Source organism: Mycolicibacterium insubricum, from assembly GCF_010731615.1.
Lineage (GTDB): Bacteria > Actinomycetota > Actinomycetes > Mycobacteriales > Mycobacteriaceae > Mycobacterium > Mycobacterium insubricum.
In genome coordinates this window covers 3287784-3312922 of record NZ_AP022618.1, presented here as the reverse complement: position 1 = coordinate 3312922, position 25139 = coordinate 3287784, and the positions used below count along the sequence as shown (strand labels likewise).

The window sequence follows — 25139 nt, the reverse complement described above, 5'->3', positions numbered from 1 at the left end:
GCCATGATCTGATCAACTCGCATAGAAAATTCCGGTCACCAATCCGAACCGGACGTACTCGTCCAGCCGGGTGGCGAGATCTTGTTCCCGCTGCGGCGCGAACTGATCGTGAGCTGCGCCCATTTCGCTCTCGTCGTCCGCGCCGCGGCGAATCTCGTCGGGGGTGGCCCGGGACAGCTGGCCGTAGCCGGGCTCGTGGTATTTGAGGGACGTGAAGATCGGCCGTAGGGCGTCCGGATTCTTCTGATCGGGGGTGGGTTGGCAGCGGTGTCGTTGACCGGTGCGGCTGTCCAGGGGTAGCCAGGAGTAGCGCACACATCCGCTTTGTCGGCGGACAGCGAGGACCGCGGCCGGTCGCGGGTCGCCGACGGCTAGTGCACTGTGCAGCAGCGTGTTGGTGCAGCTGAGTTCAGTGACGTGCAGCCCGCCGAGCACCGTGCAGTTGCGCAATTGCACGGAACCGGCTTCGTCGGTGCCCGGACCGACAACGCAGTCGGCGGCGGTGCCGGCGGAGCGCGGCGCGGCCGCAGCAGGCCGGCCGGCAATGGCGACCGCCGTCGCCGCGCCGGCGTCGACGATGCAGTTGTGCAGCACGGTGTTGCTTTCCGCCACGGTGATCACCGGGCCCGTCACGCACCCGTCGAGCACCACTCGGGTGAACGGGTCCAGGATGATCAGGCTGGCGCGCTCCGGTGCGGTGGCGGTCCCGTCGGCCTGTCGACTCCACCCGGGTACCAGCGTGCAGTCCCTGAGGACGATCGTGCGGGGGCGGCGGTCGCCGACCTCGTTGAGCACCAGCGCTCCGCCCTCAATGACCAGACCGTCTAACAGCAGGGTGGCCTGCGGGAGGAGGTTGAGCGCGGTGACACCGTCGATGTCGATCACCGGGCGGCTGTGTCTGCCTGCGGTTACCGCGACTGTGGTTGGCTCCGCCGACCCGGCATCGCCGACGGTGATCGCCGAATTCAGCGACCAGCGCTGGTTGGCGTCGAGTTGCAGGGTGCCGCCGGCGAGGATGGCGTTCAGTTCGTCGTGCAGCGCCCCGCCGGATCGCAGTACCCCTGCCGGCTCGGGAAGTGGCGAGGCAATGCCGAGCGCCGGCGGGCGCGTGCCGGGGTCGGCGCGCAGCGCCGCGCGCGCTCCGGCAGGAACCGCCTGGCCGCGGCAGAAGGTGCCCAGCGGCGTCCGCGTGGCGTCGAGCGGAGTGCCGAAGTACACGCGGCCGCGTTCGGGATCGATGGCGACAACACCCGCTGGCGGTTCGTTCGCCCAATTCCCACTGCCGTCCGGGACTTCGCCCAGATTGCAGATCCGCACCGCCGAGTCCGGCACCGGTTCGATGTCGGCGGATTGGTTCGCGGGCGCGCCGATTTCGAGCAGGATTGACCGACCCGGACCGTAGTAGTCGGCAGTCCGCTCGGCGACCCAGCGCACGTCCAGTGCCAGCGGGACGTCGGCGGGGGCGCCGAACTCAGTGACGATGGACCGGGACCGCGGCAGCCCGAACAGCGGCCGATCGTGGCCCTCGGGTTCGAACCGGTACCGCCGGCGGTCCGTGCCGTGCGGGCGCAGCGGGCTGCGTTCCATGCGCATCGGTTCGGTTCGCCACAGGAAGACTCCGATGTTGTTGACGTTGTACCGGCCTCGGTTGCGCGGAGCGGTCGCGTCGATCTGCCGGACGTCGACGGTGTGCGCGTTCTCGTCGAAGGCGCCCCGATGCGCGGTGGCCAACGTCAAACCGGCTCGATTGCGCAGGTCGGCGACGGCGATTGCGGCCGGCCGCACGTGGTTGACGTACTGGGTGGCGGCAATCCGGGTGAAGTACTCCACGACGTGCGCCCCCGGCCAGCCGGTGACCGTCATGGCCAGCTGTTCGAGCATCGGTCCGGTGCCCTTGCGCCGGCGGTAGGAAATGGTGGCCGCGACATCTGCGCGTAGTGAGCTGATGCCCGGTGATTGCGCACCGATGACTCGATATCCGACCAGCTCTCCGATGTAGGGGACGGTCCAGTCGGCGCAGGTCTCGATGAACAGGTCGTCGTAGAACTGGTCGAGATCATCACTCAGCGAATCGAATTGGATGGAAAGCACCTCGAGGAGCTCTCGCAGGGGACCGTGGGATTGGGGGGAGACGGCCAGTTCCGCGTCGCGGCGGCGGACCGCGACAGGCAACAAGCGATAGAGGCGTTCGGCGGTGGTCGGCGCGGTCATGTCAGCTCCGTCAGCCAGTCGAAGGGCTCGGAGGCGACGGTGAGCAACTCGGCCGGGGCGGCCGTGGCGGGGCCGGTGAGCCGGGCCGGAAGTGCGAGCAACCGGCGGGTCAGTCCGGGCCGTGGCAGCTGGCCGTCGGGCGGTGACAAGTACAGCCGATCCAAGTCGACGGCGACGACACCCGGCGTCGCGGCCATCGCCGCGATCACCTCCGAGGCGTGCACCGGCTGTGCCAACGAGCGGGAGCCGGCACCGAATTCGGTTGCCAGGTTGGCCTTCATCGCACCGGTAACGGTGTCGCGGTCGCGGTCCGGGTCGGTCGCCAGACGTGCGGCGAGGCGGAAGGTGGAGTGTGTCGTAGCGAGCACGCGAAGCCGGGCAAGCGGATCCCCGAGTTCGTACAGTGCGGCGGCCAGCAGGTTCAGGGTGTGCTCGGGCACCGTGTTGCCGTCAGGGCCGCTGACCGTCACCACGATGGTGGGTCCGGTGTTCAACGGAACCACGGTGGCCACGGCCAGCGCGACTCCGGTGAAGCCGGCGGCGAAGTCGGCGTAGTCGGCGGCCGACACCGCGCGGCCCAGCGTTCGGGTCGATATGGGGATCATCTGTCGGGCAGCGTCACCGGGCTCCGGATCGACCCCGCCCGCGGCCGGGATTGGGTTGGTGACCGCCCGCAGGCCCAGCGGGCGGTCGGTCGCCTGGCTCAGTTGTCCGGTCGCCAGGTTGCCCGCCGCGCCGATTCCCTTGCGGTACACGGCGCGCACGTTGAACGTGCCCGTGGTGAGCCGGCTACCGGAGTGCCCGTCGCCGAATACGACGACGTCGGCGGGCTGGCCGGTCGTCGGATTGTTGCGGGCCGATACGTCGCGGGAGTAGCCGCGTGCGGTGGCCGCAGCGCCGCACAAGGAATCCACCTCGGTCCAGGTGACCCCGTCCACGCTCACCCGCAGTGTCGACGCGCTGCCATCGACGGTCGCGGCCGGGACGTGGGTCAGCGGCCCCTGCTGCAGGGTGAACCGCTGGAATCGCCGCCGGGCATCACCGCTGCCGAGCACCTCGCGCACCGTCTCGCCGTGCGTGGCTGCCGCAACATTGGCGTAGACGACGGTGTCGGCCCGCGGAAATGAAGACTGCAGCGATTTGGTCAGCGTGAGTTTCGTGCGGGCCGCCCCGTCCTGTGCCCTCAACTGGACGGTTTCGAGCAGCACCGCTGGCTCGGTGTGGCCAGCGGTACCGTTGCCAAGGTGGGCGACCACCAGTGTGCGGCCCGGAGGCAGGTCGGTGCAGTCCCCGTCGACGATGAGCACATTCTCGTCCAGCGGTCGGATGTCGGGTTCCTCGGCGATGCGCAGTTGTTCGGACACCGCATAGACCGTGAGATCGCGCGGCGTGCCGAACTCCTGGTGGATTTCGCCGCGCAGCGTCAGTACGGTGACGGGCCCGGATACAGCAAATTCCGCTCGGGACTGCTGCGCAACGGCGATGACTTCGTAGAGTTCGCGGTAGAACTGATCGACTTCCCGCGAGACCACCACCCAGCTGCCGACCACGATATCTGGGTGGGTGCCGTCGATGTCGACCCGGATCCCGGTGTTGTCGTTGGGCGTAACCCCGAGGAAGCCGGGCCAGTCGCACTGGCCGGCGCCACCGGGATAGTCGGCGTGGAACTTTCCGCTCATCGCCGCCCACTGCGGAGCATTGTGGCCGAACACCTTCAACCGCTTACGCATGGCGAATGCGGCGGCGTCATCGGCCGGAGGGTTGCGCGGATGGGTCGAGCCCAGGGCGCGGTCCAGCTCGAGCCGGAGGCAGTCGACGCGCACCTGCTCGATCTCGACGACGGTGCGCAGGTCCCATCGATCTCCGGTCAGGTTGGTGGTGGCAGGGGTGACACCGGCGAGGAGCACCGCGTCACCGGCAGCAAGCCGGGTATCCGCGGCGCCGACGAACACCGATTTGGTACCGCGTGTCAGCGGGGCGACCGCCGTTGCGACGACGGGCAGCGAATTCCATTCCGGGCGCCCTACGATCGGTTCGATTGTCTCGAACGTCTGCGGGAGTTGCCCCGGACCGGGCACGCTTTGCACGCGCAGGCCGGCAGGCAGGGTGAGGACTCCCGGCAGCGGCGGGACGGCCATGCCGGGATCGGTGGACGGCACGGCAACGGCGGGTGGGCGTTCCAGGGTGAACGCGAGCAGGGTGGTGGCGGCCACACCCGGATCCATCCGGTAGGCGATCAGCTTCCCGAGTTCGGCCAGTGACGTGCGCTCGGCTGCGGTCCCCAGATAGCTCTCCTGCGCCAGCCTCTCGGTGTAGAAGGACAGTACGTCGCAGGCCGTCGCCCAGGAATCCAGCAGGGCGATCGTAATATCCTCGGCATCATCGGTTTTGAGACCGGCAAGCGGCTCCCGGTCGCGCGGCAACCCGTCGAGCATGGCCTGCCGATAGTCGGCCCAGCTGCGGTCGCGGTAGCGGATGTGCGGCAATCCGGGCCGGTTCCGCGGCGCGGGACCGGATCCGGCGCAGGGCAGATCACTCATCGTCCGCCCCCTACCCGGATGCGCAGCTGGCCCCGCTCGGGGTAGTTGGGATCATTGTCCAGACGAGCGATTTCGAGCCTGGCCATCCGGAGCGCTCCGGACTGCAATCCGGCGGTGCGGTCCTGCCCTAGGCGCTGGAAGGCTCGCACGTCCACCGAGTCGATACCACTGATGTCCTGGCAGAGCCGGTAGATCGAGGACAGGTAGACCGGTTGCCCGAAGGTCCACAGATCGGGGTGAAAGAACCCGCGGGACCCGTCCGGATTGTCCTGCGCACTCAGTGCTTGGGCCAGCGCCCGGGTGATGTCGGAACGCAGGTGCTCACGTCCGGCGCAGACCGCGACCTCGAGTTCCAGCGGAACGAAGACGGGTTCGTCGACCTCGAGGTCGTACCCTGCCATCCGGTAGGGCTCCACCCACTGCAGCAATTCCCGTTCGAAGTCGGTGTCGACGGGAACGCCGTCGAGGCGATCAGCCGTGAGGAACACGGTGTGCCAGGATCCGGTCCAGCGCATCGAGGCCGTCGCACGCTGGGTTCCGGCCAGAGCCGAGGCGCGTGAGGCGTAGTCGGCCATGGTCACGGCGCGTTCAGGCGTGCGGAACCGTACGGGGGCATCCCGGCGAACCTCGTCGACCGTCTCCGGATCGACACCACCGGCAGCCGGTAGCGGATTGGTGACGTGTGTGACCGCAGATCCGGGAGCCACGAGATGTCGGATCGACTCAGCGCCGATGTTTCCCGCGCTCCCGTTGCCCACCCGATAGGTGACGGTGAACGTGGAATCCGGGGGTGGGCGTCGTCCGTTGACGTCATCGCCGAATCGGACGGTTGCCGTCCCGGTGCCGCCGTTGAGGGTTGTCGAGTCCGCGCCGGTCGACGTCTCCGTTTCCACGACGAAGTGTCGATCCTCGGGCCGACTCGCCAGCAGGTCCGCTTGTACGGACCAGCGGAACTGTGCTTCCGGCTGTGTCCCGGGTTGGGTTTCGATGATGGTGATCGCGGCGATCGCCCGGTGGGGATCAGTATCGCCAACCGTCGCGGTGGCTGCCGGGGTCTCGGGCGCCGACGAGGGGGCCGCAGCGGCAGAGTAGGTCAACGGGCCTTGCTGCAACACCGGGTGTTCAGGGTCGAGCGTCTCGACGACCGTCGAGCCATGTTCGGCCAGTACGATGTTGCCCCATGCGATGGCGCAGGAGAAGCCCCGGGTGGGATGGCTCAGGGGCAGCGCCCGGGGTAGGGCATCGGCGCTGCCCCAAGTGATTTCGGTGACGTTGACCGGTGTGCTGGTGGGTGTGCCGGTGAACAGGCCTCCGACGGGATCCTGGCTCGGCGTCACCGTGGTCAGCCTCACCGGGTACCGATTCCGGTGGTCGGCAGGGCCGGCGTCGACCGGGGACCGTTGTTCGGCGAGTATCAGCACGGTTCCGGGGGCCAGATCTGGGTGGTGGCCGGCCAGCGTCGCTGAGGTGGCACCCCGTTCCAGGACTGCGCCCAGCCGCCCCCATTGGTAGAACCGCAGGGTATTCAGGCTGCGATGCAGTTGGTGGTCGACGACGGTCTCGAACACCTCCGGCGGGAGGGAACTGGCGGACGCGGCCGAACTGGCTCTGGCGTCGTCGTTCGACACGACGGCCGCCTCGATGCCGTTGAGCCTGGTCAGAAACTGCCTTCCGGAGGGAAGTGTGGTGCTGGTCGCATCGGTCCTGGCCCGCACCCAGACCCGGGCCGCGCACCCTTCGTGGATGCGGTAGTCCACCAGTCGCGCATGCCTACGTAGCGAGATGCGACTGCGCGCGGTGCCCAGGAACGCTTCCGTCGCGACGGCGTCCTGACGCCAGGACAGTTCGTCGGCGGCGTAGGCCAACAGCTCTACCAGGGTGACGCCGAGGTCGGCGGAGCTTCGTTCTGTCCAGGCCGGTGACAAGGCGGCCAGTCGTTCCAACATGATTCGTCGAAAGCCGTTGAAGTCCTTGGCTAGGTAATCGATTCGGGGCTCCGGAACGTGGTCTGCGGCGCGGTGTGCGGCCGGCGTGGCACAGTCCAGATCGGTGGGGCATTCCACCTTGAACCTGAGTTCTACCGAGCTCAGCTGCGGATCCCAATCGGAGGGCGGCAGGCCCGTTCCGGGCATCTTGACTGCCAGTCGGTAGGTGGAGAAATCGCCCCGCCGCGCTGTGCGAATCACTAGGACATGGTTGGGTTCGTCGCATCCGTCGACCAATGCTGCCCAGCCGGTGGGCAGCCCGCCTGGGATGTCGGCGGGACCGGCGTCGGCCCGCGCCAGCCAAGACACCGGAACTTCTGGAATGCGATCCCCGCCGGTGATGCTGATCTGCGCCGGGGTCAGGCTGTTGTGCGGGACGGGACGGGTGGTACGAATGTACAGCGTGCGCTGCCGCAATGCCGCGACGGTTTCGTCGCGGTCGCGAACCTCGGCGTACTCGATCGCGTTGACCGTCGCCGAAGCGCCGGCGTCGATGAGGACCCGGAGGCGGTCGGTGTTGCGTGTGGCGGTCATATCGAGTCCGTCGGCACCGTGACCGCGGTGGTGTTGGTCGCGCCGGTGCTCAGCTGAGTCCACGCCACCGTGATGACCAGAGTGTTGTCGGTGGCGGTCAGCTCCATGTTGTCCACCCGGATGCGCTCGGCGAGTTCACGGACCAGGGCAGTTTGCACCAAATACTGGGTGGTAGCCACCAATTCGGGACCGGCGGGCTCGAATACCCGCTGCAGCAGCGCCGCCCCGAACTCCGGGCGCATCACTCGCTCGCCCGGGGTGGTGAGCAGCACTTGCTCGATGAGATCCCGGATGTGGTCGGACTCCGGACACTGCGCCGTGCGGCCGCGTTGGTCGATCCGGTAGGGGAAGGCGATGCGACGGGCATCGACCCGACGGTTGCCGATATCCGGGGTTGTCATGTTGCCACCACCCTGGCCTGGGTTGCCACCGCCAGCATCGGGGTGCCAGTCGGGATGCTTGTCGAGGACGCGGCCTGCACGGCCAGTGGTTGTCCCGCCGAGCTGACGCGGATCGCGCCGGAGAGCCATTGCCCGGTGACACACGGCGGCGTCGGGGTGGCGCTGAGTGTACATCCGGCGATGGCGTACGGGGAGCTGATCGTGACCGCGGGAGCCCCGTCGAGCAGGACCCGCGGGGTGGGCGTGACCGGGGTGGCGGTGCCCGCGTGCGAGCACAACACGGTGGCGGAGGCGGTCAGGACGGGCGCGGGCATCTCAGATCACCGTCAATGCGCCCGTGTTGATATCGGTGGTGGGTCCGGTGAGCGTGATGGCGGCACCCTTGCCGTTGGTGATCGTGATGCCGACTTCGCTCACCGAGATCATGGATCCCCCAGTTGTTCTCAGCAGAATCCCGCCTGTCGGTCCCGGTGTGTCGCTGATCGTCAGGACGTGTCCACCCTGTGTCTGAATGGACACTCCGTTCACCCCGGGCGGAACCGTCGCGGTGATCGCGGGCACTTCTGCCGGACTGCCCCAGAAGCACCCCACCCAGACGGGGTAGTCGGCGTCGCCGTGTTCGTACTCGACCCACACCGCCGACCCCATCGACGGCACGGTGTAGATGCCGTGCCCCTGACCGCCCATCGGCACGCACGGCATGGCCCAACTCGAAATGCCCGGTGATACATCGGGAACCGTTACCTGGATCCGGCCCAGGTGCTGTGGGTCGACATTGTTGACCACGGTGCCCCGGTGTTTACCCAGGTAGCGTGGCCGGGTGGTGTCCTGCAGATCGGTCATGCCGGCACCGCCGGGACGGTGGAGATCAACCCGTTGCGGGCCAGGCTGAATTGCTGGGTGTAGCCGCCGCGGCGGATGTCGTGGGTTACCTTGGTGACGAAGTAGAGGCCGTCGTAGGCGAGCCCGGCGCCGCGGACCCCCACCAGGGCGCGGGCCTGCAGGACGTGTCCGTACCTGGCCACCTCCAGTGCGCCCGAGCCGAATGCGCAATCCTGGTGTGCCGCTGCGTACCCGATGCCCTTGGCGAGGGCGGCGATCGGACTCAGGTTCGCGGTCTCGGCTAGTCGATGCTGCTTCGGCGGAATGGGGCTGACCAGTCCCAACGGAGGGTTCAGCGGCGTCACGTCGGGGATGGGGACGGGGATTGAGGCGTGGCTGGTCTTCTCGTGGATCATCACCACCGGCAGTTGTTTGCGCTCCTTGTCGAAGCTGAACGACAGTGAGGTCACGTTGTCGATATGCGCGCCCTGCCCGACGGTCAGCGCCGGCTGCGGCACGCCGGTGCGCACTTCCGGGCCCCAGTAGGCGCGGCTGACACCCACCGTGGGCCCGGGATCGAGGTAGAACACGTGTCCGACGGTTTCGGCCAAACCCTTGAGAAACTTGTAGTCCGTGCCCTGCTGTGTTGGGATGCGTTCCGTCGGCAACGGGATATCTTCGGCGGGTCCGGGAATCACCAGTGGAACACAACCCAGCGCAGCGTATTTGGCCAGACATGTGAGCGCGATCATCGAGGGCGACATCGCCGGGTAGGGCACTCCGTCGAACGCGATGACGTCCATCGCCGCGGACAGATCCTTGCCCTTGACATGCAGGGTCAGTTGCGGACCGTTGGTCGCGACGTCGTGGTGCGTGACAACCCCGTCCATCAGGACCGTCGTCGTTCCGCGCAGGCTGACCGCGATGACACAGCGCAACAAGGGCACATCGATCGGAGCCAGCGCCTGGATCGGTGAGTCGCGCGGAATGGTGAAGGTCAGCTCGAAACCGCTCTGTGCCTCACCGGCGGAGCTTTCCACCTTCACTGCTGTCAGGGCGTTCAAGATGTCGGCGTTCACCGGTATCGGAACACCGGGCCCGAGGAAGAGTTGGACCCGAACGGGACCGGGGGGCAGGTCACGCATGCTCGTCATCGCTGTCGGTGGCCTCCGGCGTGGCCGGGGTGGTGATCCGAAGCGCCTGACCGGCTGGTCCCTCCAGTTCCGATGCATCTCGAATGGCGTTGGCGTCGGCGAGGATCCACCACAGATAAGGGCTATTGAGGTGACGCTGCGCCAGATTGTCCCGGCGGTCTCCGTCGGCGATGCGGGTCTGATACAGCAGGGTGTGTGCGCGTGGTTCGGGTATCAGCCGACGCCGGTAGTAGGTGACGGCATCCAGGCCATCTCCGAAAATCGACGTACCCACATCGTGGTAGCGACTCGTCGGGTCGGTGGGTGAACCGGCCGGGGTGCCGCCCAGGAGCTGATCCATCGCCTCGTCCATCACAGCACCGTCACTCCCAATGTTTCCAGTGCGGACGACTTAGCCCGTGCGGCGAGCTTCTCCAGGTTTCCGAGATAGGCGAGATGCACGCCGCCACCGTGATGCGCCACACCGAGGTCATCGACGGAGAGCACCCGCAGCGCAAGGCTGACCTTGGCGCGGATGGGGTTCAACCGGGTGTCGAAGAGTTCCTCGGTGATGCCGAGCTCGGTGAGCCGCACCGGTACCACGCGTTCCCGGGACCACACCATGAGCGTCAACGGGGATTCCTCGGCCAGTGCGTCGAACGACCCGGCGGCGGCGAGCTGCTGATTGGCGTTGATCGCCGCGACGGTCGGGTTGACCAGCGATGCCAGCGCCGCGAGCTGCGGGTGGATGCCGAACTGCACGGTGTCTGGATACTTGGTCGCATCGGCCAGCTCGTCGGTGGCGTCGAGGTGTGCCTCGACCCGGATGGTCTCGACGGCGACCCCCTTGAGCCGCAGCGGTTGGCCGGGGTCACTGCCGGCCGATTGCAGGGCCAGCGTGCGGGTCACGGTCTCCGGGTTGTACTGCATGGCGATGACTCGCCCCACGGTGCCGGAGGTCGGGTCGACGGTCACCAGGCCGGCTTTCAGGGTGCGTGCGAACATCAGGTGATCTCGAATCTGACTGCCGCTGCGATGCGGTCGGCGGCGACCAACCCGAGAAACGCCGGGCCACCCGGATGTTCGGTGCTCACCGGCGTCTGTCCGACGCCGTTGGTTACGTATGGCAGCACCGTGGCCAACCGCTGCTGGAATGCCGCGATGGTCTGCTGCGCCGCCGCGTGCGGGACGCCCGACACCACCAGGTGCCCGACATTGAGCACGACGATTCCGGGTTGCGCAGTACCGCGCCGCGTGTACGTCATGTCTGCCCCGGTCCGGTAGCGCGGCTCCCGCGCAGGTAGTCCGCGAGCGAGAGCACGGCTGGCGCCGCGGCGCCGGGCGGGCCGGGCGGCACCGGTGCCGGTGCCGGTGCGGCCGCGCCGACCGGTGCAGGCGGCGCGCCCTGGATTTCGATGCGGTCGATGTGGACGTGAATGGCAGCCGACGGTTTCGCGACGCTGGAGAAGGTGGGTCGCGGGGCCAGCACCGGGCTGGGGTCGGAGACAGGAAGTGCGCGTTGGCGTGCTGGTGGTCCATCGAGGTTGTGAGGCTCGGCCCGAACCGGTTCGGGGCGTACCGCCTGTGCCGGATCGGATTCGGTCGGCCGCGGGGCCGATTCGGGTGTCGGGATCGGCGGTGGAACCGGCAGCGGTAGCCCTCGTCGGGGGGCGTGATCGTTGGGTGTTCGATCCGTGGTCGACAGCTTTGTCGAGAGCGCCGGACGGGATACCGGAGCCTGCGCCGCCGCCGGCAGGACTACCGTCGCCGGTGACACGCTCGGGCGCACGGGCGAAGAAACCGGCACGGCCTGCGGTGGTTCCTTTCGGCTCGGCGGTGCCGGATCGGCCGACCTGGGGGCAACGCAATGCTCTTTGAGCTCAACCAGTTTGCGCATGCCCACCGTGGCCGGGTGTAACTGCACCGGGCTGCTTGTTGCCGGGAGGGCGGCGGAATCGGCGAACGGGAGCCCGGCGCCCGGCCCATCGCCGGGGCGGGTCTGCCACACGATCGGGGGAGTGGGGCGTAGTCGTGCATGCCGGGCACGGCCCCGCGCACTGTCCACCAGACGGCCCACGAGGTCGGTCACAGGTCATCACCGATCAACAGGTCCACGTAGTGGTTTCGTCGGGCAGCCGGCAGGTCGAGGATGTCCCGTTCACTCCAGCCGTAGCCACGGGCCAGCAGGTCGACCTGGCTCAGCAGCTCTCGGGCCCGCGCATCGACGTGAGACCACACGAAGTCGACGGGATCCAACAGCGTGTCGATGCCGCTGCCGCATTCCGGACAGGCCACGGTCACGATGATCTCCGCGAGCGGATCGGCCTCGGTCATGGCCTGGGCGACCTGAGCACGCAGCTCGCCGGCCAATGGTCGGTGTTCCTCGGCAAGACAACGCGCCACGAGGTCACTTGCGGCGTGGCTGGATTCGATGTCGATGGCACCGAGGTCCGACAGTGACGCTGGGCGCCACCGGATCAACTCGCCGTCATGCTGCAGCGGCGCGGGGTGGTCGACGATGCCGGCCTCCAGCATGCACAGGTCGGCGATATCGACCGCGAACTCGACGACTGCCTCGCAGTCGGTGCACACCGCGGTGGCGGTGAGTGGACCGCTGGCGAGCTGACCGTGCAGTCGTAGCAGCCGGGCGTGGGTGCGTCCGACCGGTTCGGTCGGCTGGACTTCCGCCTCGTCCAGGAGTACGGCGAGCAGCAGTCCCCGCGGTGCTCCGGCTGTTTTTCCTGCGAGTTCGTGGATGGCGAGAAGCTGGTCGTTGCGCATGGGACTACGGTTCGACGTAGGACGGTTCGGCGGGTTCGGCTACGTCGTAGTCGCGTTCCCAGCCCTCATGTTCGAGTTTGAGGGTCTGAATGGCAACCGCGTTAGCGTTGGCATCCAGATCGGGAAGTGGCTGGTATTCCGATACCCAGGCCCGGAAAACCTTGTAGGCGAGCGCCAGCTGACCGGCCTCGTTGTACACCTCGATGATGAGGTCCTTGCGGAAGTCCAGCAGTGACACTTCCGATCCCAGCCCGGAACCGAGGTTCCAGACCTTGTTGGCCCACTGCTCGAATTCCACATCGTGGGTGACTCCGCGGCTCAGTGTGATCGCCTCGTACTTGGTGCGGCCGGGCGACTTGTGCGCCGTCGAGGGGTCCGCGCCGTCGCGGTGCTCGACGACTTCGGTGGTGCGTTTGAGAGCGCTTATCTTGCTCACCGCGGCAACGAATCGCCCATCCCATTTCACCCGGAACTTGAAGTTCTTGTAGGGGTCGAACCGGCTTGCGTTGACGGTGAACGTTGCCATGATGTCTCGCTCTCGGTGTCGGTCGGGACTTAAACGCTGGTTTGACCGGCCAGCTGTTGCAGTTGAAGAACGACGAATTCCGCCGGCTTGAGCGGCGCGAACCGCACCAGGATGTTGACCACGCCCCGGTCGATATCGTCCTGCGTGGTGGTGTCGCTATCGCACTTCACCTGATAGGCCTCGCGCGGGCTGGAACCTTTGAAGGCGCCCTGCCGGAACAAGGTGTTCATGAAAGAACCGACGTTCAAACGGATTTGGGACCACAGCGGTTCGTCATTCGGCTCGAATACCACCCATTGCAGACCGCGGCGCAGGCTTTCCTGCAGGAACAGCGAAGTGCGCCGGACGGCGAGGTACTTCCATTCCGATCCGATGGCGTCGGCACCGTTGATGGTGCGGGCTCCCCACACCACGTGGCCCCCGGTGCCGGGCGACCGGCGCAGGCAGTTGACCCCGGAGGAGTTCAGGGTGCCGATGTTGTCGTCGGTTAACGTGACGCTGAGCCCGGACACCCCGGCCAGCTTCGCGTCGACTCCGGCGGGCGATTTCCACACGCCGCGCTGGGCGTCGGTGGCGGCGATGATTCCGGCGATCGCACCCGACGGCGCGAACGTGCCGATGGCGCCGTCGCGTAGCGGGTCGGGTTGACAAATCCGCGGGAAATAGGTCACGGCGTTGTCGCTGCGGTCCACGAACGGGGTATCGGTTGTCAGCTTGGCGGTCACGGTGTCCGTGTCCGTCCAGCCTTGTGGACTGTCCATGATGACGACGGCTCGGCGTTTGGTGGCCAGCTTGATGGCCGTCGTCAGCACGGTTCCATCGACCTCACGGAGCCCCACGTCGCCGTCGCCCAGGTACGGCGGGATGACCAGCATGTTGAAGAGGTCGACCCGGTCGAGCGTGGACAGGCCGGCGGTCACATCGTCGTTGGTGATCTTCTCCCCGTCGTTGCCGCCCGTGACCGTTGCCTTCTCCACATCGTTGAGACCCGAGGCATTGGTCGGCAGTGCACCCGACACGCGCACGAGCTTGCTTTCATTTTCCAGCACCTGCTTGACGCAGCGGGGTTCATTGGGGGCGCGGGACACGTTCAGGAACGTCTCGGTCCTGCCGGCGCCGGTGACCGTGAGGTTGAACCGGGTCGGGTTATCCGATGGTTTCGGGACTTTGCGATCCCGGGTGGCGACCAGCTTTGAGCCCCACAAACCGGCACTGGCGGCGGACAGCACCAGCTGCTCCTTGTCGGACCCGAAGGTCAGCTTGGCGCGGCCGTCATCGTTGGTGGACTTGGGATGGTGGATACGCACGATGATCGCCTTGCCGCCGCCCATCGCGAAGAAGTCACGCACCGAATACCCGAGGTGGCTCTCCAACCACAGGCCGCCGAAGGTCCGCTCGAATTCGGTGAAGCTGTTGACCATGACGGGTTCACCGACCGGTCCGCGTTGGGCCCGGCCGAGGAATGCCGTGATGGAGGTCGCGACACCGCTGATTGTGCGTACACCCGAGGACAGTTCCTCGACGTAGACGCCGGGTCCCTTGTCTAGCATGACCATTTGAAACTCCTCCGGTACGCGCCGATATGGGGAGTTTCTACCGGCGGGTGATCACCGGGTGATCTCCGCGCCGGGCCGGTCGATCACCGGTTGGTTACCGCGCTGGCGAGGCGACCGGCGACTGCGGCGTCGGCGGAATTCGGTCCGCGGCCCGGAGGGCACGCAGCCGCGTGGTCGCGGCGTCGACGGCGATCCGACACCGTTCGAGGGATGCCCGGGCGTCGGCGAGTTCGGACATCACCGATTCGATGGTCGAATCGAGCAGTCGCGTCGATTCCGAGGCTGCTGCCGGGGTACTGGTCTGCAGTGTCGAGCGAACCCGCTCGGCAAGCCGGTTGGTGGCAAGCTCGGGCGCGGTTCCCAGCTCCGTGGCGAGCACGTTTCGGCAGGTTTCGAAGTGGTGGAGAGCGTGCCAAGGCTGGCCGGACTCGAGGTGGATTCCGATGACCAATCTGTGCAGGGTCTCGGAGAGCGGATGGGTGGCAAGGGCGTGCTCGGCGTAATGGAGTGCTTGTTGCCATTGGTGGCGCATGCGATGCCATTGGGACAGCTGCAATGCGACTTGAGTCTGCAGTTCCGACAATTGGTCACGGCGGCCCAGCACCCATTCGTCGGCAATTCCGGACAACAATTCGCCCCGGTAGAGGTCAAGTGCCGTATTGGCCGCTCCGAGTTCCTCTTCTCCCCATTGTTGGACGGAACTGTGTGAACGGTCGCACGCGGCTTCGAAGTCGGAGACATCGCTGACCACGTGATAGTGCGGATTTATGGAAACTGAATGCGCGTCGCTGAGGACCAGCGGCAGTGCGTGTGCTGCCGGATCGACCGCGCGCTTGAGTCGCCACACTGCGGTGTTGAGTCGACGCCGGGCCGATCCTGGAGCGGCGTCGGGGGCGATATCCAACATCAGTCGGCTGCGTTTGGACCGATGACCGTCCTGCAGAACGAGGTTTGCCAGGATTGCGCGGCAGCTTGTGCTGAGAGTTAGCGGACCCGTGCTGCATCGGAATTCGGGGTCGCCGAGTAGCTTGACGTTGAGGCAGGGTATGGATTCCGCAGGACTCTGAGCGATGCTCGGCACTTGCGTCATTGCCCACCCCTTTGGACACCTGCACAATTGCCGGGCTTCCTGGATTGCCAGTTCGACAATAGGCGGTACCAATTTACGACAGCTCGAAGTAAACGTCGAGGGCCGTATTGCGCCGGCATCGAGCGCATCCGCGGCGCCTACGGCCCCGAGGCCGCCAGCGACATCCAGGCCGCGCTGCTGTAGAACGCGCTACAGCTGCACCGGGTAGCTGTGGTCTTCGATGGCCGGCACTACCGTGCCGTCGACGAAGATGGCGTACCAGAGCATGAAGATCAGCACGGTCCAGAGCCGCCGGCTGTGGTCGATCTCGCCGGTGCGATGCTCCTCCAGCATCTGCCGCACCGCCGGGATGTCGACGTACTCCCCGGCCCCGGACGTCGCGATCAGCTGATTGGCCCAATCCAGCAGCTCACCGGCGCGCAGCCAGTGCCGGATCGGCACCGGGAAACCGAGCTTGGCGCGGTGCAGCACGTGCGCCGGGACGATAGGCTCCAGCGCCCGGCGCAGCGCGTACTTGGTGGTGGTGCGGGTGATCTTCTGGTCATACGGCAGCTTGGCGGCCACCGCGAACACCTCGGAGTCCAGGAACGGCACGCGGAGCTCCAGGGAGTTGGCCATGGTCATCTTGTCGGCCTTGACCAGGATGTCGCCGCGCAGCCAGGTGAACAGGTCCAGGTGCTGCATCCGAGCCACCGGGTCCCAGCCCGCCGAAGCGGCATAGATCGCCCTGGTGACGTCGGTGTGCGTCCAGTCCGGCCGGAAATCGGGCAGCACGGCGCGCAACTGCTCGTCGGAGAAGCTGCGGGCGTTGCCGTAGTAGCGCTCCTCCAGGGTCAGCGAGCCGCGGTGCAGCAGGCTCTTGCCGCGCATGCCTTCGGGCAGCGGCTTGGAGAGTCGGCCCACCGATTTGCGCACCCGGGCCGGCAGATAGTCGAACGGCCGCAGTGACAGCGGCTCGCGGTAGATGGTGTAGCCGCCGAACAGTTCGTCGGCACCCTCGCCGGAGAGCACCACCTTGACGTGCTTGCGGGCCTCGCGGGCCACGAAGTACAGCGGCACCAGCGCCGGATCGGCCACCGGCTCGTCGAGGTACCAGACGATCTCCGGCAGCGCCTCAACGAATTCGCTCGGCGAGACCACCTTGGTGACGTGCCGGGCGCCGATCGCCTCCGCCGAGGCGACCGCGACGTCGACCTCGGAGAAGCCCTCGCGTTCGAAGCCCGTGGTGAAGGTGATCAGGTTCGGGTTGTGCCGGATGGCCAGCGCGGCGATCGCCGTCGAGTCGATGCCGCCGGACAGGAACGCGCCGACCGTCACATCGGCGCGCATGTGCTTGGCGACCGAATCCTCCAGCACGGCGGTGATCTCGTCGTACCGGGATTGTTCGGACCCGGCCACGAACGGCACCGGGGTGAAGCGGGGGGTGAAATACCGGGTGACGACGGGACCCTGCCCGGGCCGGATCCGGGCGTAGCTGCCCGACTCCAGCCGGCGCACCCCGACGTTGAGGGTCTCGGGCTCCGGCACGTACTGCAGCACGGTGTAGTGCTGCACGGCGCGCTCGTCGATGCGGGTGTCGATGCCCAGCCGCGGCGCCAGGTCCATCAGGCACTTCTTCTCGCTGCCCAGCACCGTGCCACCGGCGCCGGTCGCCATGAACAGCGGCTTGATACCGAACGGGTCGCGGGCGCAGAACGCCTCGTCGGTCTCGGTGTCCCAGATGACGAACGCGAACATGCCGCGCAGCCGGGGCAGCACGTCAGCACCCCAGTAGTGGAAGCCGGCGACGATCGCCTCACCGTCGCCCTCGGTGTGAAATTGGGCACCGTGCGCGGTTGCCAGCTGCTCGCGCAGTTCCAGATAGTTGTAGATCTCGCCGTTGAACACCATGGCGTAGCGGTCCGGAGACTCGGCCGGCCCCCAGCGCAGCGGCTGGTGGGAGTGTGCGATGTCGATGATGGACAGCCGGTTGAAGCCGAGGACGACGTGCCCGTCGGCCCAGGTTCCGGGCTCGTCGGGACCGCGGTGGCGCATCAGGTGCGACGCGCCGGCCACGGCATCAACGAGATCGTCGGTTACGGGGGTTTCCGGGGCACACACCAGGGCAAGCAGTCCGCACATTAAGGCAAGTATGCCCGATTGGGCAGGTGTGTCACGCCCGGCGAACCCCGGTGGTCTACGCTGCGTAGTATTCGATTCGCGACGCAGCCCATGCGACTGGAATTGCACACAGGAGGCGCCACCGTGAGAACCAGCAGCCGAGGCATTTCCCGGAGCCGTAACAGCCGGCTCCGGACCTTTGCTGTGGCCGGAATGCTGGGCGTTCTGGCCCTCGCCCTGAGCGGCTGCGACTGGCGCAAGGGCGCGGCTCTGGGCTGGCCGGAAGGCATCAGCGACCAGGCGCGGGAGAACTACAACTTCTGGATCGCCGCGGTGCTGGCCGCCGCCGTCGTCGGTGCCATCGTGTTCTGCCTGCTGTTCTGGACGATGATCTTCCACCGCAAGCGGGACACCGACACCGAGCTGCCGCGGCAGTTCGGCTACAACATGCCGCTGGAGCTGGTGCTGACGGTCATCCCGTTCCTGATCATCGCGGGCCTCTTCTACTACACGGTGATCGTGCAGAACAAGATGACCGAGCTGAAGAAGGCCGACGTGGTCGTCGATGTCACCGCCTTCCAGTGGAACTGGCAGTTCGGCTACCGCGAGATCGACGGTAACAACCTCAACCCTCCCGGGTACGAAGAGGAATACCGCAAGATGCTGGAGTCCAAGCCGGAGGGCACCGACCACCACGGCAAAGAGGTCGTCGGTGCGATCCGCGGCCACAACCCGGAGGACCGCAGCTACCTGAAGGTCGACAAGATCCGCACCCTGGGCACCAGCGACGAGATCCCGGTGCTGGTGGTGCCCTCGGGCAAGCGCGTCGAGTTCGACCTGGCCGCGGCCGACGTCGTGCACTCGTTCTGGGTTCCGACGTTCCTGTTCAAGCGTGACGTGATGCCCTACCCGGAGGCCAACCACTCGCAGTCGAGGTTCCAGGTCACCAACCTGACCGAGGGGTCCTACGTGGGGCGCTGCGCCGAGATGTGCGGCACCTACCACTCGATGATGAACTTCGAGGTGCGGGTGGTCTCGCCGGACAAGTTCGCCCGCTACATCGTGGCGCGTCAGTCCGGTAAGTCCAACGCCGAGGCGCTGGTGGCGATCGGCGGGTCGCCGGTGGCCACCGTCACCCACCCGTTCGACACCCGGCGCGGCGAGCAGGTCGTCGACCCCGAGACCAAGAAGTAGCCTCGGCAGGATCTAGGACTTAAGGGACCGCAATGCATATTGAAGCCAGGTTGCTGGAGCTGCTGACCGCGTTCTTCGCCATCGCCACCGTCGTCTACGGCGTGCTGACCGCGAAGTTCGCGGACGGCATCGAATGGGCCGGAACCACCGCGCTGGCGCTGTCGGCCGGTCTGTCGCTGATCATCGGTACCTTCTTCCGGTTCGTGGCCCGTCGTCTCGACACCCGCCCCGAGGACTACGACGACGCCGAGATCGCCGACGGCGCCGGTGAACTGGGCTTTTACAGCCCGCACAGCTGGTGGCCGATCCTGATCGCGCTGTCCGCCTCGGTCACCGCCGTCGGTGGCGCGCTGTGGCTGCCCTGGCTGCTGATCACCGGTGTGGTGTTCGTCCTGGGCTCGGTCTCCGGGCTGGTCTTCGAGTACTACGTCGGCCCCGAGAAGCACTAGCCCGACGCCGTCCTCCGGGCAGCGCCGTCACCTGCGGCCGACCCGGTTTCCCCGCCGTGCCAATCCCGGGTCGGGTGTACCCCGTTGGGTAAGGTAAACCGACAGGAACATCTGCCGTGGCGGGCGGACGATGCCGAAAAGGACAGGCGCAGAGATGAGCGGGGTCACCCCACCGGATCCGGGCGATGAGGCCGGTGGCCGTCATCGGGGACCCGACTCCGACTCCGCCGACGAGCCCGCCGATCTGGACGGCCTCGACGATCACCCCGATCTCGACGCGCCGACCGAGCTCGACGACGCCGAAGCCCCGGTGTCCGAGTGGGACCCCGAGGGGGATCCGCACGCCGAGCCCGATCCGCAGACCTACCAGGCCTACTCCGCCCCGGAATCCGAACACATCACCAGCGCGCCGTACGTACCGGCCGAGATCGCGCTGTACGAATACGACGACTACGACGGCGTCACCGAGTACGAGGACGTCAAGCCGCCGCGGTGGCCGTGGATCGTCGGCGTCACCGCGATCCTGGCCGCCATCGCACTGGTGGTGTCGGTGTCGGTGCTGGTGACCCGCGGCAACAACACGTCGAACACCGCCAACGAGGGCACCAGCACCATCTCGGCGCCCCCGGTGCAGGACGAGATCATCACGACGACGCCCCCGCCGCCACCTCCGCCGCCGGTGGAGACCACCGAGGAACCGCCGCCACCACCTCCGCCGACGACCGAGCCCCCGCCGCCTCCGCCGACGACGGAACCGCCGCCGGTCGTCCCGCCGCCGACGACGGAGGAGCCACCTCCGCCGACGACCACCCACTCGCCGACGCCGACGACGACCACCACGACCCGGCCGGCCGGACCCCGGCAGATCACCTACACGGTGACCGGCACCAAGTCGCCCGGTGACGTCATCACGGTGACCTACACCGACGCCAACGGCCGCAGCAAGACGCTGCGCAACGTCTACATCCCGTGGTCCTTCACGGTGACACCGATCTCGCAATCCGACATCGGATCGGTTCAGGCATCGAGCCTGTTCCTGGTCAGCAGGTTGAACTGCTCGATCACAACCAGTGACGGCGAAACACTGTCGTCCAACCAGAGCAACTCCGCACAGACGGCCTGCTGATGGAACGAGGGAAGAAAATGGCAGACCCGAGCCCACTCGATCGGTTCACGAAATCGCCGGAGAACACCGACCGGGTGTTCGTGGCCGCGGCCTCGACGGTCTGGCTGATCGCCCTGGCACTGGCCGTGCTGGCGATCATCTCGCTGGTCCGGCTGGGGTCCGGCCCGCAGGTGCATTCCGGCGGTGAGGCCTCCAGTGGCTCCACCTGGTGGCTGTGGCTGATCATCGGCGTCTCGGCGGCGATCATCGCCGGCGCCATGCCGCTGCTGGTGCGAGCCCGCCAGGCCGCGCAGTCCGCGCCGTCGCGTCGCGCCGTCAGCAAGCCGGCGGTGCGCCGCGCCGTCGACCGCTATCCGCCGGAGTTCTCCACCTCGGTGCCGCAGAACCGCATCCCGGCGGCCGCGCTGGACCGTCTGTGGCTGCGCGGCGGGCTCGGTGTGCTGACCGCGACCGGGGTGGCCATGGGCGCCGTCGCGCTGGCCACCTACCTGATCGCCGAGGGCAATGACACCGGGGCGTACATCAGCTTCGGGGTGGCCGCGCTGGTCAGCCTGGGCATGATCGCCATCCCCGAGGTCTTCCTGAAGGAACTCAAGGACCGGCTGGCCGAGTCCGACGCCGTCCACGCCGCCTGAGGGCCCGATTTCCCGCGAGACGGCTTCGCCGCCAGTAACTGGATGGCGATTTCCGAGCCGGATTCCGCCCTGTGGTTACTGGTGACACGAGTGGGGTAGGGGAGTGGCCGCACGCCCGGCCTTCCCGGCGCCCAGTACGCGATTGCCATCCCCAGTACCCGGCACGCGCTTGCCGGTATCCCAGTATGCGATTACCAGCACCCAGTAGGCGTTGAGTCAGACTCCACGCCGAGCCGGACGCCGTTTCGCGCAGCGTGGAGTCTGACTCAACGCGGTGGGGGTGCGTAGGTCCCACGCTCGACGTTTCCCGCACTCAACGCGATGGGGTGCGCAAAGACACCTCCGGCCCGGGACCAGTTGGTCCCGGGCCGGAGGTGTTCAGGTGGAGAGGTCAGTGCTGGTCGGCGCCGACGATCTCCTCATCCTGGTATTCCTTGAGCGCGGTGAGCGCCCGGTGCTCGGCGGCATGTGCGGCCGCGGTCAGCGCAGCGTCCTCGGCCGCCGGATCCGGCGTCAGGAAGCTGCCCGAGCCCGGGGCACCGGCCGATCCCAGCTTGTTCATCCGCTTGGGCAGTGCAGCACCCTCGTAGGGCAGCGGGATCGGGTGGCCGTGATCGTCGACCGGCCCCAGCGGCTGGTGCAGCTCGATGTAGGCACCCTGCGGGGTCCGCTTGATAATGCCCGTCTCGATGCCGTGCGCCAGCACGTCGCGGTCACTGCGCTGCAGCGCGATCGCCCACCGGTAGGTAACGAAGTACACGACCACCGGCACCACGATCATGCCGATGCGGCCGATCCACGTCGTCGCGTTCAGCGAGATGTGGAACTTCAGCGCGATGACGTCGTTCATGGCCGACAGCGTCAGGATCATGTAGAAACCGATCGCCATGGCGCCGATCGCGGTGCGCACCGGAGCGTCACGCGGACGCTGCAGCAGGTTGTGGTGCGCGTCGTCTCCGGTGAACCGCTTCTCCAGGAACGGCCACAGGATCAGCAGCACGAACACCAGGCCCATGATCACCGCGACCCAGACGACGGCCGGGATGGTGTGGCCGAACGGGTAGAACTCCCAGGCCGGCCAGATACGCGCCAGGCCTTCCGTCCACATCATGTAGAAGTCGGGCTGGCTGCCCGCCGAGATCTGCGACGGCTTGTAGGGGCCCAGTGTCCAGATCGGGTTGATGGTCAGCAGACCACCCATCAGGCCCAGGATGCCGACGGTGATGGCGAAGAACGCGCCGGACTTCACCGCGAACACCGGCATGACGCGCACGCCGACGACGTTGGTCTCGGTGCGGCCCGGGCCGGGGAACTGGGTGTGCTTCTGGAACCAGACCATCGCCAGGTGCATACCGATCAGCGCCAGGATGATGCCCGGGATCAGCAGGATGTGCAGCCCGTACATGCGCGGGATGATGATGCCCGCCCCGGACGCCGCGCAGTCGTAACCGACGCCGCCGCAGGGGAAGTCACCGCCGAACAGCGCCCAGTGCAACCAGGTGCCGATGATCGGCATGCCCAGGGTGATGGAGCTCAGCGCGGCGCGCAGGCCGATGCCGGACAGCAGGTCATCAGGCAGCGAGTAGCCGAAGTAGCCCTCGAACATCGCCAGGATCAGCAGCAGCGAGCCGATCACCCAGTTGGCCTCGCGTGGCCGACGGAACGCACCGGTGAAGAAGATGCGCGCCAGGTGGACCATGATCGACGCCGCGAACATCAGCGCCGCCCAGTGGTGCACCTGCCGGACGAACAGCCCGCCCTTCACCTCGAAGCTGATATCCAGCGTGGAGGCGTACGCCTTCGACATCTCGATGCCCTTGAGCGGGCCGTAGACGCCGTTGTAGGTCACCTCGGCCATCGACGGGTCGAAGAACAGGGTCAGGTACACGCCGGTGATCAGCAGCACGATGAAGCTGTACATCGCGATCTCACCCAGCAGGAAGGACCAGTGAGTGGGGAACACCTTGTTCAGCTGGCGGCGGACCGCGGCCGAGGGGTGGTACCGCGAATCGATCGCGTCACCCTGTTCGGCGAGCCGCTCTCCGATTTTCGAACTCATGACTTGCGCTCCCAGAAGGCCGGTCCGACGGGTTCGATGAAGTCGCCGTTGGCGACCAGATAGCCATCCTTGTCGATGGTGATGGGCAGCTGGGCCAGCGCGCGGGCCGCCGGGCCGAAGATCGGCTTGGCGAAGTGCAACGCGTCGAACTGCGACTGGTGGCACGGGCACAGGATCCGGTAGGTCTGCTGCTCGTACAGCGACGACGGGCAGCCCAGGTGCGAGCAGACCTTCGTGTAGGCGAACAGCTCACCGAAGTTGAAGGTCTCCTGCCCCTTGCGGTACACCACCCGGTGCATGTCCTCGGGCTTGATGCGGATCAGCATCACCGGGTTGCGCACGCCCATCATGATCTGCCCGAGCTTCTCGTGCGAGTGGACATCCTCGCCTTCGCCGTCGGACTCCCGCCACGGGAAGACCGTCTCCATGCCGCCGGCCCCGATGTCCTCGGGCCGCATCTTGACGAACGGGGCGTGGCTGTTGCTGCCGGCGCCCAGGGCGCGGGCCAGGTAGATGGTCTCGCCGTGGTAGCGCGGCGTCCAACCGGAGGTCCACAGCACGGAGACCGGCCCGTTGGCGGTGTCGACCTTGGTGTCCCACGGGTTCTTGATCAGCCCGCCGAGGCCGGCCACCACGGTGCCCAGACCGAAGGTGCCCATCGCCAGACCGAACGTCGCGCCGATCATCTTGCGGCGCTTGATGGTCGAGCCTTCCAGCGCGTCGGTCAGGTTCGCCGCGATCGTCTTGCGGTCCAGCTCCGAGGACGCCCCGTCGTGGCGCTCCTGGATGGAGATCTCCTCGGGGATGAACTTCTTCTGGAACAGCACCGCGCCGACGCCGATGGCAAGCACCGAGAGCCCGAACGTCAGGCCGTAGAGCGGGGTGGCCAGGTTGTAGAGGAAGTTGCCCGGGTCGTCGGCGGCCTTGTAGTGCCACGGCCAGAACAGGAAGATCAGCAGCAGTGCCAGGCCGGCGACGCCGCCGATCAGCAGCCACAGGGCCACCAGGCGCTCGGCGCGCTTCTCGGCGCGGGTGCCCTCGACGGGCCAGCGCGGCTCCTTGAAGACGGTCTGCACGCCGTCGATGCGGCCGCCGAGCTCGACGAGTTCCTCTCGGCTCATCGCGGCGAGTTGCTCGTCGCTGGGCTGGGGAATGTCGTTGCTCATGAACGTGCTCCGATCCACATGGCCAGACCGATCATCACGGTCATGCCGATGAACCACATCGCGGTGGCCTCCGACGTCGGGCCGAACCCGCCCAGGCCGTAGCCGCCCTGGCTCGGGGTGGTGGTCGCGTCGTGGATGTAGGCGATGATGTCCTGCTTCTGCTGCGGGGACAGCTGCCGGTCGGAGAACTTCGGCATGTTCTGCGGACCGGTCAGCATGGCGGTGTAGATGCCCTGCTCGTTGATGTCACCCAGATCCGGGGCGTACTTACCCGAGGACAGCGCGCCGCCCTTGCCGGTGAAGTTGTGGCAGGAGGCGCAGTTCAGCCGGAACAGGTCGCCACCGCGGGCGATGCTGCCGTCGCGCAACTGCTCATTGGACTTGAGGCTGCCGTCCGGGTTGACCGGGCGCTCCGGGCCGCCACCGTTGGCCTGCACGTAGGCACCCAGCGCGTCGATCTGGTTCTCGGTGAACGCCGGCGCCTTCGACGGGGCCTGCGAGTTCAGGCTCATGGCCGGCATCCGGCCGGTGGAGACCTGGAAGTACACCGCCGCCTCGCCGACGCCGATCAGGCTCGGCCCGCGCTCGGGCACGCCCTGCAGGTTGGCGCCGTGGCACGACACGCACGAGGTGTCGAACAGCTGCTTGCCCAACTTCAGGGCGGCGTTGGACTCGTCGGCCTGGGCGACCTGCGCGCGCGGGGTGAAGACCGCGGCCGCGGTGCCGGCGATGGCCAGCGCCACCAGCAGCATCACACCCGAGGCCAGCCGGCGGCGCCATCGGCGCCGGGACCGGTCACCGCCGGTCGCTGGGAACAACCGCGAGATATTC

The 25139-nt window shown here is 67.3% G+C and carries 22 protein-coding genes; 4 read left to right on the top strand and 18 right to left on the bottom strand.

Annotated elements, in window-relative coordinates; all coding sequences use genetic code 11:
* Positions 1–12: 12 nt before the first annotated feature.
* From G6N16_RS15665 to asnB, 15 genes are all read right to left on the bottom strand, one after another.
* The gene (locus tag G6N16_RS15665; protein WP_083032258.1) at positions 13–2211 is read right to left on the bottom strand and encodes a hypothetical protein; all 2199 of its coding nucleotides are present in this window, start codon (positions 2209–2211) and stop codon (positions 13–15) included.
* A complete protein-coding gene (locus G6N16_RS15660) occupies positions 2208–4751 on the bottom strand; it encodes a baseplate J/gp47 family protein (protein ID WP_083032257.1) in 2544 nt (847 codons plus the stop codon). Before G6N16_RS15660 ends, G6N16_RS15665 begins: the two co-directional genes overlap by 4 nt.
* Complete coding sequence (locus G6N16_RS15655; RefSeq protein ID WP_083032255.1) at positions 4748–7270, bottom strand: putative baseplate assembly protein; 2523 nt, start codon at positions 7268–7270, stop codon at positions 4748–4750. The genes G6N16_RS15660 and G6N16_RS15655 overlap by 4 nt, the downstream gene beginning before the upstream one ends.
* Positions 7267–7671 (bottom strand): GPW/gp25 family protein, encoded by a 405-nt coding sequence (locus G6N16_RS15650; RefSeq protein ID WP_083032254.1) that lies wholly within the window; start codon positions 7669–7671, stop codon positions 7267–7269. Before G6N16_RS15650 ends, G6N16_RS15655 begins: the two co-directional genes overlap by 4 nt.
* On the bottom strand, positions 7668–7985 hold the full coding sequence (locus G6N16_RS15645) for a hypothetical protein (protein WP_083032252.1): 318 nt from the start codon (positions 7983–7985) through the stop codon (positions 7668–7670). The genes G6N16_RS15650 and G6N16_RS15645 overlap by 4 nt, the downstream gene beginning before the upstream one ends.
* Before the next feature lies 1 nt (position 7986).
* Positions 7987–8514: a phage baseplate assembly protein V gene (locus G6N16_RS15640; protein ID WP_083032251.1), complete on the bottom strand. Its 528-nt coding sequence runs from the start codon at positions 8512–8514 to the stop codon at positions 7987–7989.
* Positions 8511–9533, bottom strand: coding sequence for a contractile injection system protein, VgrG/Pvc8 family (locus tag G6N16_RS15635; protein WP_197913110.1), 1023 nt, complete (start codon positions 9531–9533; stop codon positions 8511–8513). The genes G6N16_RS15640 and G6N16_RS15635 overlap by 4 nt, the downstream gene beginning before the upstream one ends.
* A gap of 97 nt (positions 9534–9630) precedes the next feature.
* Positions 9631–9999, bottom strand: coding sequence for a hypothetical protein (locus G6N16_RS15630; protein ID WP_083032248.1), 369 nt, complete (start codon positions 9997–9999; stop codon positions 9631–9633).
* Entirely contained in the window at positions 9999–10631 is a 633-nt protein-coding gene (locus tag G6N16_RS15625) for a hypothetical protein (RefSeq protein ID WP_083032246.1), read from the bottom strand. Before G6N16_RS15625 ends, G6N16_RS15630 begins: the two co-directional genes overlap by 1 nt.
* Complete coding sequence (locus tag G6N16_RS15620; RefSeq protein ID WP_083032245.1) at positions 10631–10891, bottom strand: hypothetical protein; 261 nt, start codon at positions 10889–10891, stop codon at positions 10631–10633. Before G6N16_RS15620 ends, G6N16_RS15625 begins: the two co-directional genes overlap by 1 nt.
* Positions 10892–11711: 820 nt before the next feature.
* A complete protein-coding gene (locus tag G6N16_RS15615) occupies positions 11712–12407 on the bottom strand; it encodes a hypothetical protein (RefSeq protein WP_083032242.1) in 696 nt (231 codons plus the stop codon).
* Between the two features lie 4 nt (positions 12408–12411).
* Positions 12412–12933, bottom strand: coding sequence for a phage tail protein (locus G6N16_RS15610; protein ID WP_083032240.1), 522 nt, complete (start codon positions 12931–12933; stop codon positions 12412–12414).
* A 29-nt stretch (positions 12934–12962) separates the two neighbouring features.
* Entirely contained in the window at positions 12963–14354 is a 1392-nt protein-coding gene (locus tag G6N16_RS15605; protein ID WP_197913109.1) for a phage tail sheath family protein, read from the bottom strand.
* A gap of 229 nt (positions 14355–14583) precedes the next feature.
* The gene (locus G6N16_RS15600; RefSeq protein WP_163787900.1) at positions 14584–15396 is read right to left on the bottom strand and encodes an AfsR/SARP family transcriptional regulator; all 813 of its coding nucleotides are present in this window, start codon (positions 15394–15396) and stop codon (positions 14584–14586) included.
* A gap of 372 nt (positions 15397–15768) precedes the next feature.
* Positions 15769–17700, bottom strand: a complete 1932-nt coding sequence (gene asnB / locus G6N16_RS15595; protein ID WP_083032236.1) for an asparagine synthase (glutamine-hydrolyzing) — start codon at positions 17698–17700, stop codon at positions 15769–15771.
* A 192-nt stretch (positions 17701–17892) separates the two neighbouring features.
* Between asnB and ctaC the strand changes: the two genes are divergently transcribed.
* The 4 genes from ctaC (at position 17893) to G6N16_RS15575 (ending at position 21083) form a co-directional block, all read left to right on the top strand.
* Positions 17893–18873, top strand: a complete 981-nt coding sequence (gene ctaC / locus G6N16_RS15590) for an aa3-type cytochrome oxidase subunit II (protein ID WP_234805938.1) — start codon at positions 17893–17895, stop codon at positions 18871–18873.
* A 32-nt stretch (positions 18874–18905) separates the two neighbouring features.
* A complete protein-coding gene (locus G6N16_RS15585) occupies positions 18906–19322 on the top strand; it encodes a cytochrome c oxidase subunit 4 (protein ID WP_083032233.1) in 417 nt (138 codons plus the stop codon).
* Positions 19323–19476: 154 nt separating this feature from the next.
* The gene (locus G6N16_RS15580; protein WP_083032231.1) at positions 19477–20448 is read left to right on the top strand and encodes an MmpS family transport accessory protein; all 972 of its coding nucleotides are present in this window, start codon (positions 19477–19479) and stop codon (positions 20446–20448) included.
* Positions 20449–20465: 17 nt separating this feature from the next.
* Positions 20466–21083, top strand: coding sequence for a DUF2561 family protein (locus G6N16_RS15575; RefSeq protein ID WP_083032230.1), 618 nt, complete (start codon positions 20466–20468; stop codon positions 21081–21083).
* Between the two features lie 391 nt (positions 21084–21474).
* Here G6N16_RS15575 and qcrB read toward each other — a convergent pair whose 3' ends face one another.
* Genes qcrB through qcrC form a run of 3 tightly spaced genes read right to left on the bottom strand, consistent with a single transcriptional unit; the run spans position 21475 to position 25135 of the window.
* Positions 21475–23142, bottom strand: coding sequence for a cytochrome bc1 complex cytochrome b subunit (qcrB, locus tag G6N16_RS15570; RefSeq protein ID WP_083029790.1), 1668 nt, complete (start codon positions 23140–23142; stop codon positions 21475–21477).
* Complete coding sequence (qcrA, locus tag G6N16_RS15565) at positions 23139–24308, bottom strand: cytochrome bc1 complex Rieske iron-sulfur subunit (protein WP_083029789.1); 1170 nt, start codon at positions 24306–24308, stop codon at positions 23139–23141. Before qcrA ends, qcrB begins: the two co-directional genes overlap by 4 nt.
* Complete coding sequence (gene qcrC / locus G6N16_RS15560; protein ID WP_234805761.1) at positions 24305–25135, bottom strand: cytochrome bc1 complex diheme cytochrome c subunit; 831 nt, start codon at positions 25133–25135, stop codon at positions 24305–24307. Before qcrC ends, qcrA begins: the two co-directional genes overlap by 4 nt.
* Positions 25136–25139: the final 4 nt, after the last annotated feature.

What these genes read in the sequence shown, in the direction of transcription:
- G6N16_RS15665 (WP_083032258.1), bottom strand. Translation starts at nt 2,211, where the DNA reads ATGACCGCGCCGACCACCGCCGAACGCCTCTATCGCTTGTTGCCTGTC.
- G6N16_RS15660 (WP_083032257.1), bottom strand. Translation starts at nt 4,751, where the DNA reads ATGAGTGATCTGCCCTGCGCCGGATCCGGTCCCGCGCCGCGGAACCGG.
- G6N16_RS15655 (WP_083032255.1), bottom strand. Translation starts at nt 7,270, where the DNA reads ATGACCGCCACACGCAACACCGACCGCCTCCGGGTCCTCATCGACGCC.
- G6N16_RS15650 (WP_083032254.1), bottom strand. Translation starts at nt 7,671, where the DNA reads ATGACAACCCCGGATATCGGCAACCGTCGGGTCGATGCCCGTCGCATC.
- G6N16_RS15645 (WP_083032252.1), bottom strand. Translation starts at nt 7,985, where the DNA reads ATGCCCGCGCCCGTCCTGACCGCCTCCGCCACCGTGTTGTGCTCGCAC.
- G6N16_RS15640 (WP_083032251.1), bottom strand. Translation starts at nt 8,514, where the DNA reads ATGACCGATCTGCAGGACACCACCCGGCCACGCTACCTGGGTAAACAC.
- G6N16_RS15630 (WP_083032248.1), bottom strand. Translation starts at nt 9,999, where the DNA reads ATGGACGAGGCGATGGATCAGCTCCTGGGCGGCACCCCGGCCGGTTCA.
- G6N16_RS15625 (WP_083032246.1), bottom strand. Translation starts at nt 10,631, where the DNA reads ATGTTCGCACGCACCCTGAAAGCCGGCCTGGTGACCGTCGACCCGACC.
- G6N16_RS15620 (WP_083032245.1), bottom strand. Translation starts at nt 10,891, where the DNA reads ATGACGTACACGCGGCGCGGTACTGCGCAACCCGGAATCGTCGTGCTC.
- G6N16_RS15615 (WP_083032242.1), bottom strand. Translation starts at nt 12,407, where the DNA reads ATGCGCAACGACCAGCTTCTCGCCATCCACGAACTCGCAGGAAAAACA.
- G6N16_RS15610 (WP_083032240.1), bottom strand. Translation starts at nt 12,933, where the DNA reads ATGGCAACGTTCACCGTCAACGCAAGCCGGTTCGACCCCTACAAGAAC.
- G6N16_RS15605 (WP_197913109.1), bottom strand. Translation starts at nt 14,354, where the DNA reads ATGGTCAACAGCTTCACCGAATTCGAGCGGACCTTCGGCGGCCTGTGG.
- G6N16_RS15600 (WP_163787900.1), bottom strand. Translation starts at nt 15,396, where the DNA reads ATGTTGGATATCGCCCCCGACGCCGCTCCAGGATCGGCCCGGCGTCGA.
- asnB (WP_083032236.1), bottom strand. Translation starts at nt 17,700, where the DNA reads ATGTGCGGACTGCTTGCCCTGGTGTGTGCCCCGGAAACCCCCGTAACC.
- ctaC (WP_234805938.1), top strand. Translation starts at nt 17,893, where the DNA reads ATGCTGGGCGTTCTGGCCCTCGCCCTGAGCGGCTGCGACTGGCGCAAG.
- G6N16_RS15585 (WP_083032233.1), top strand. Translation starts at nt 18,906, where the DNA reads ATGCATATTGAAGCCAGGTTGCTGGAGCTGCTGACCGCGTTCTTCGCC.
- G6N16_RS15580 (WP_083032231.1), top strand. Translation starts at nt 19,477, where the DNA reads ATGAGCGGGGTCACCCCACCGGATCCGGGCGATGAGGCCGGTGGCCGT.
- G6N16_RS15575 (WP_083032230.1), top strand. Translation starts at nt 20,466, where the DNA reads ATGGCAGACCCGAGCCCACTCGATCGGTTCACGAAATCGCCGGAGAAC.
- qcrB (WP_083029790.1), bottom strand. Translation starts at nt 23,142, where the DNA reads ATGAGTTCGAAAATCGGAGAGCGGCTCGCCGAACAGGGTGACGCGATC.
- qcrA (WP_083029789.1), bottom strand. Translation starts at nt 24,308, where the DNA reads ATGAGCAACGACATTCCCCAGCCCAGCGACGAGCAACTCGCCGCGATG.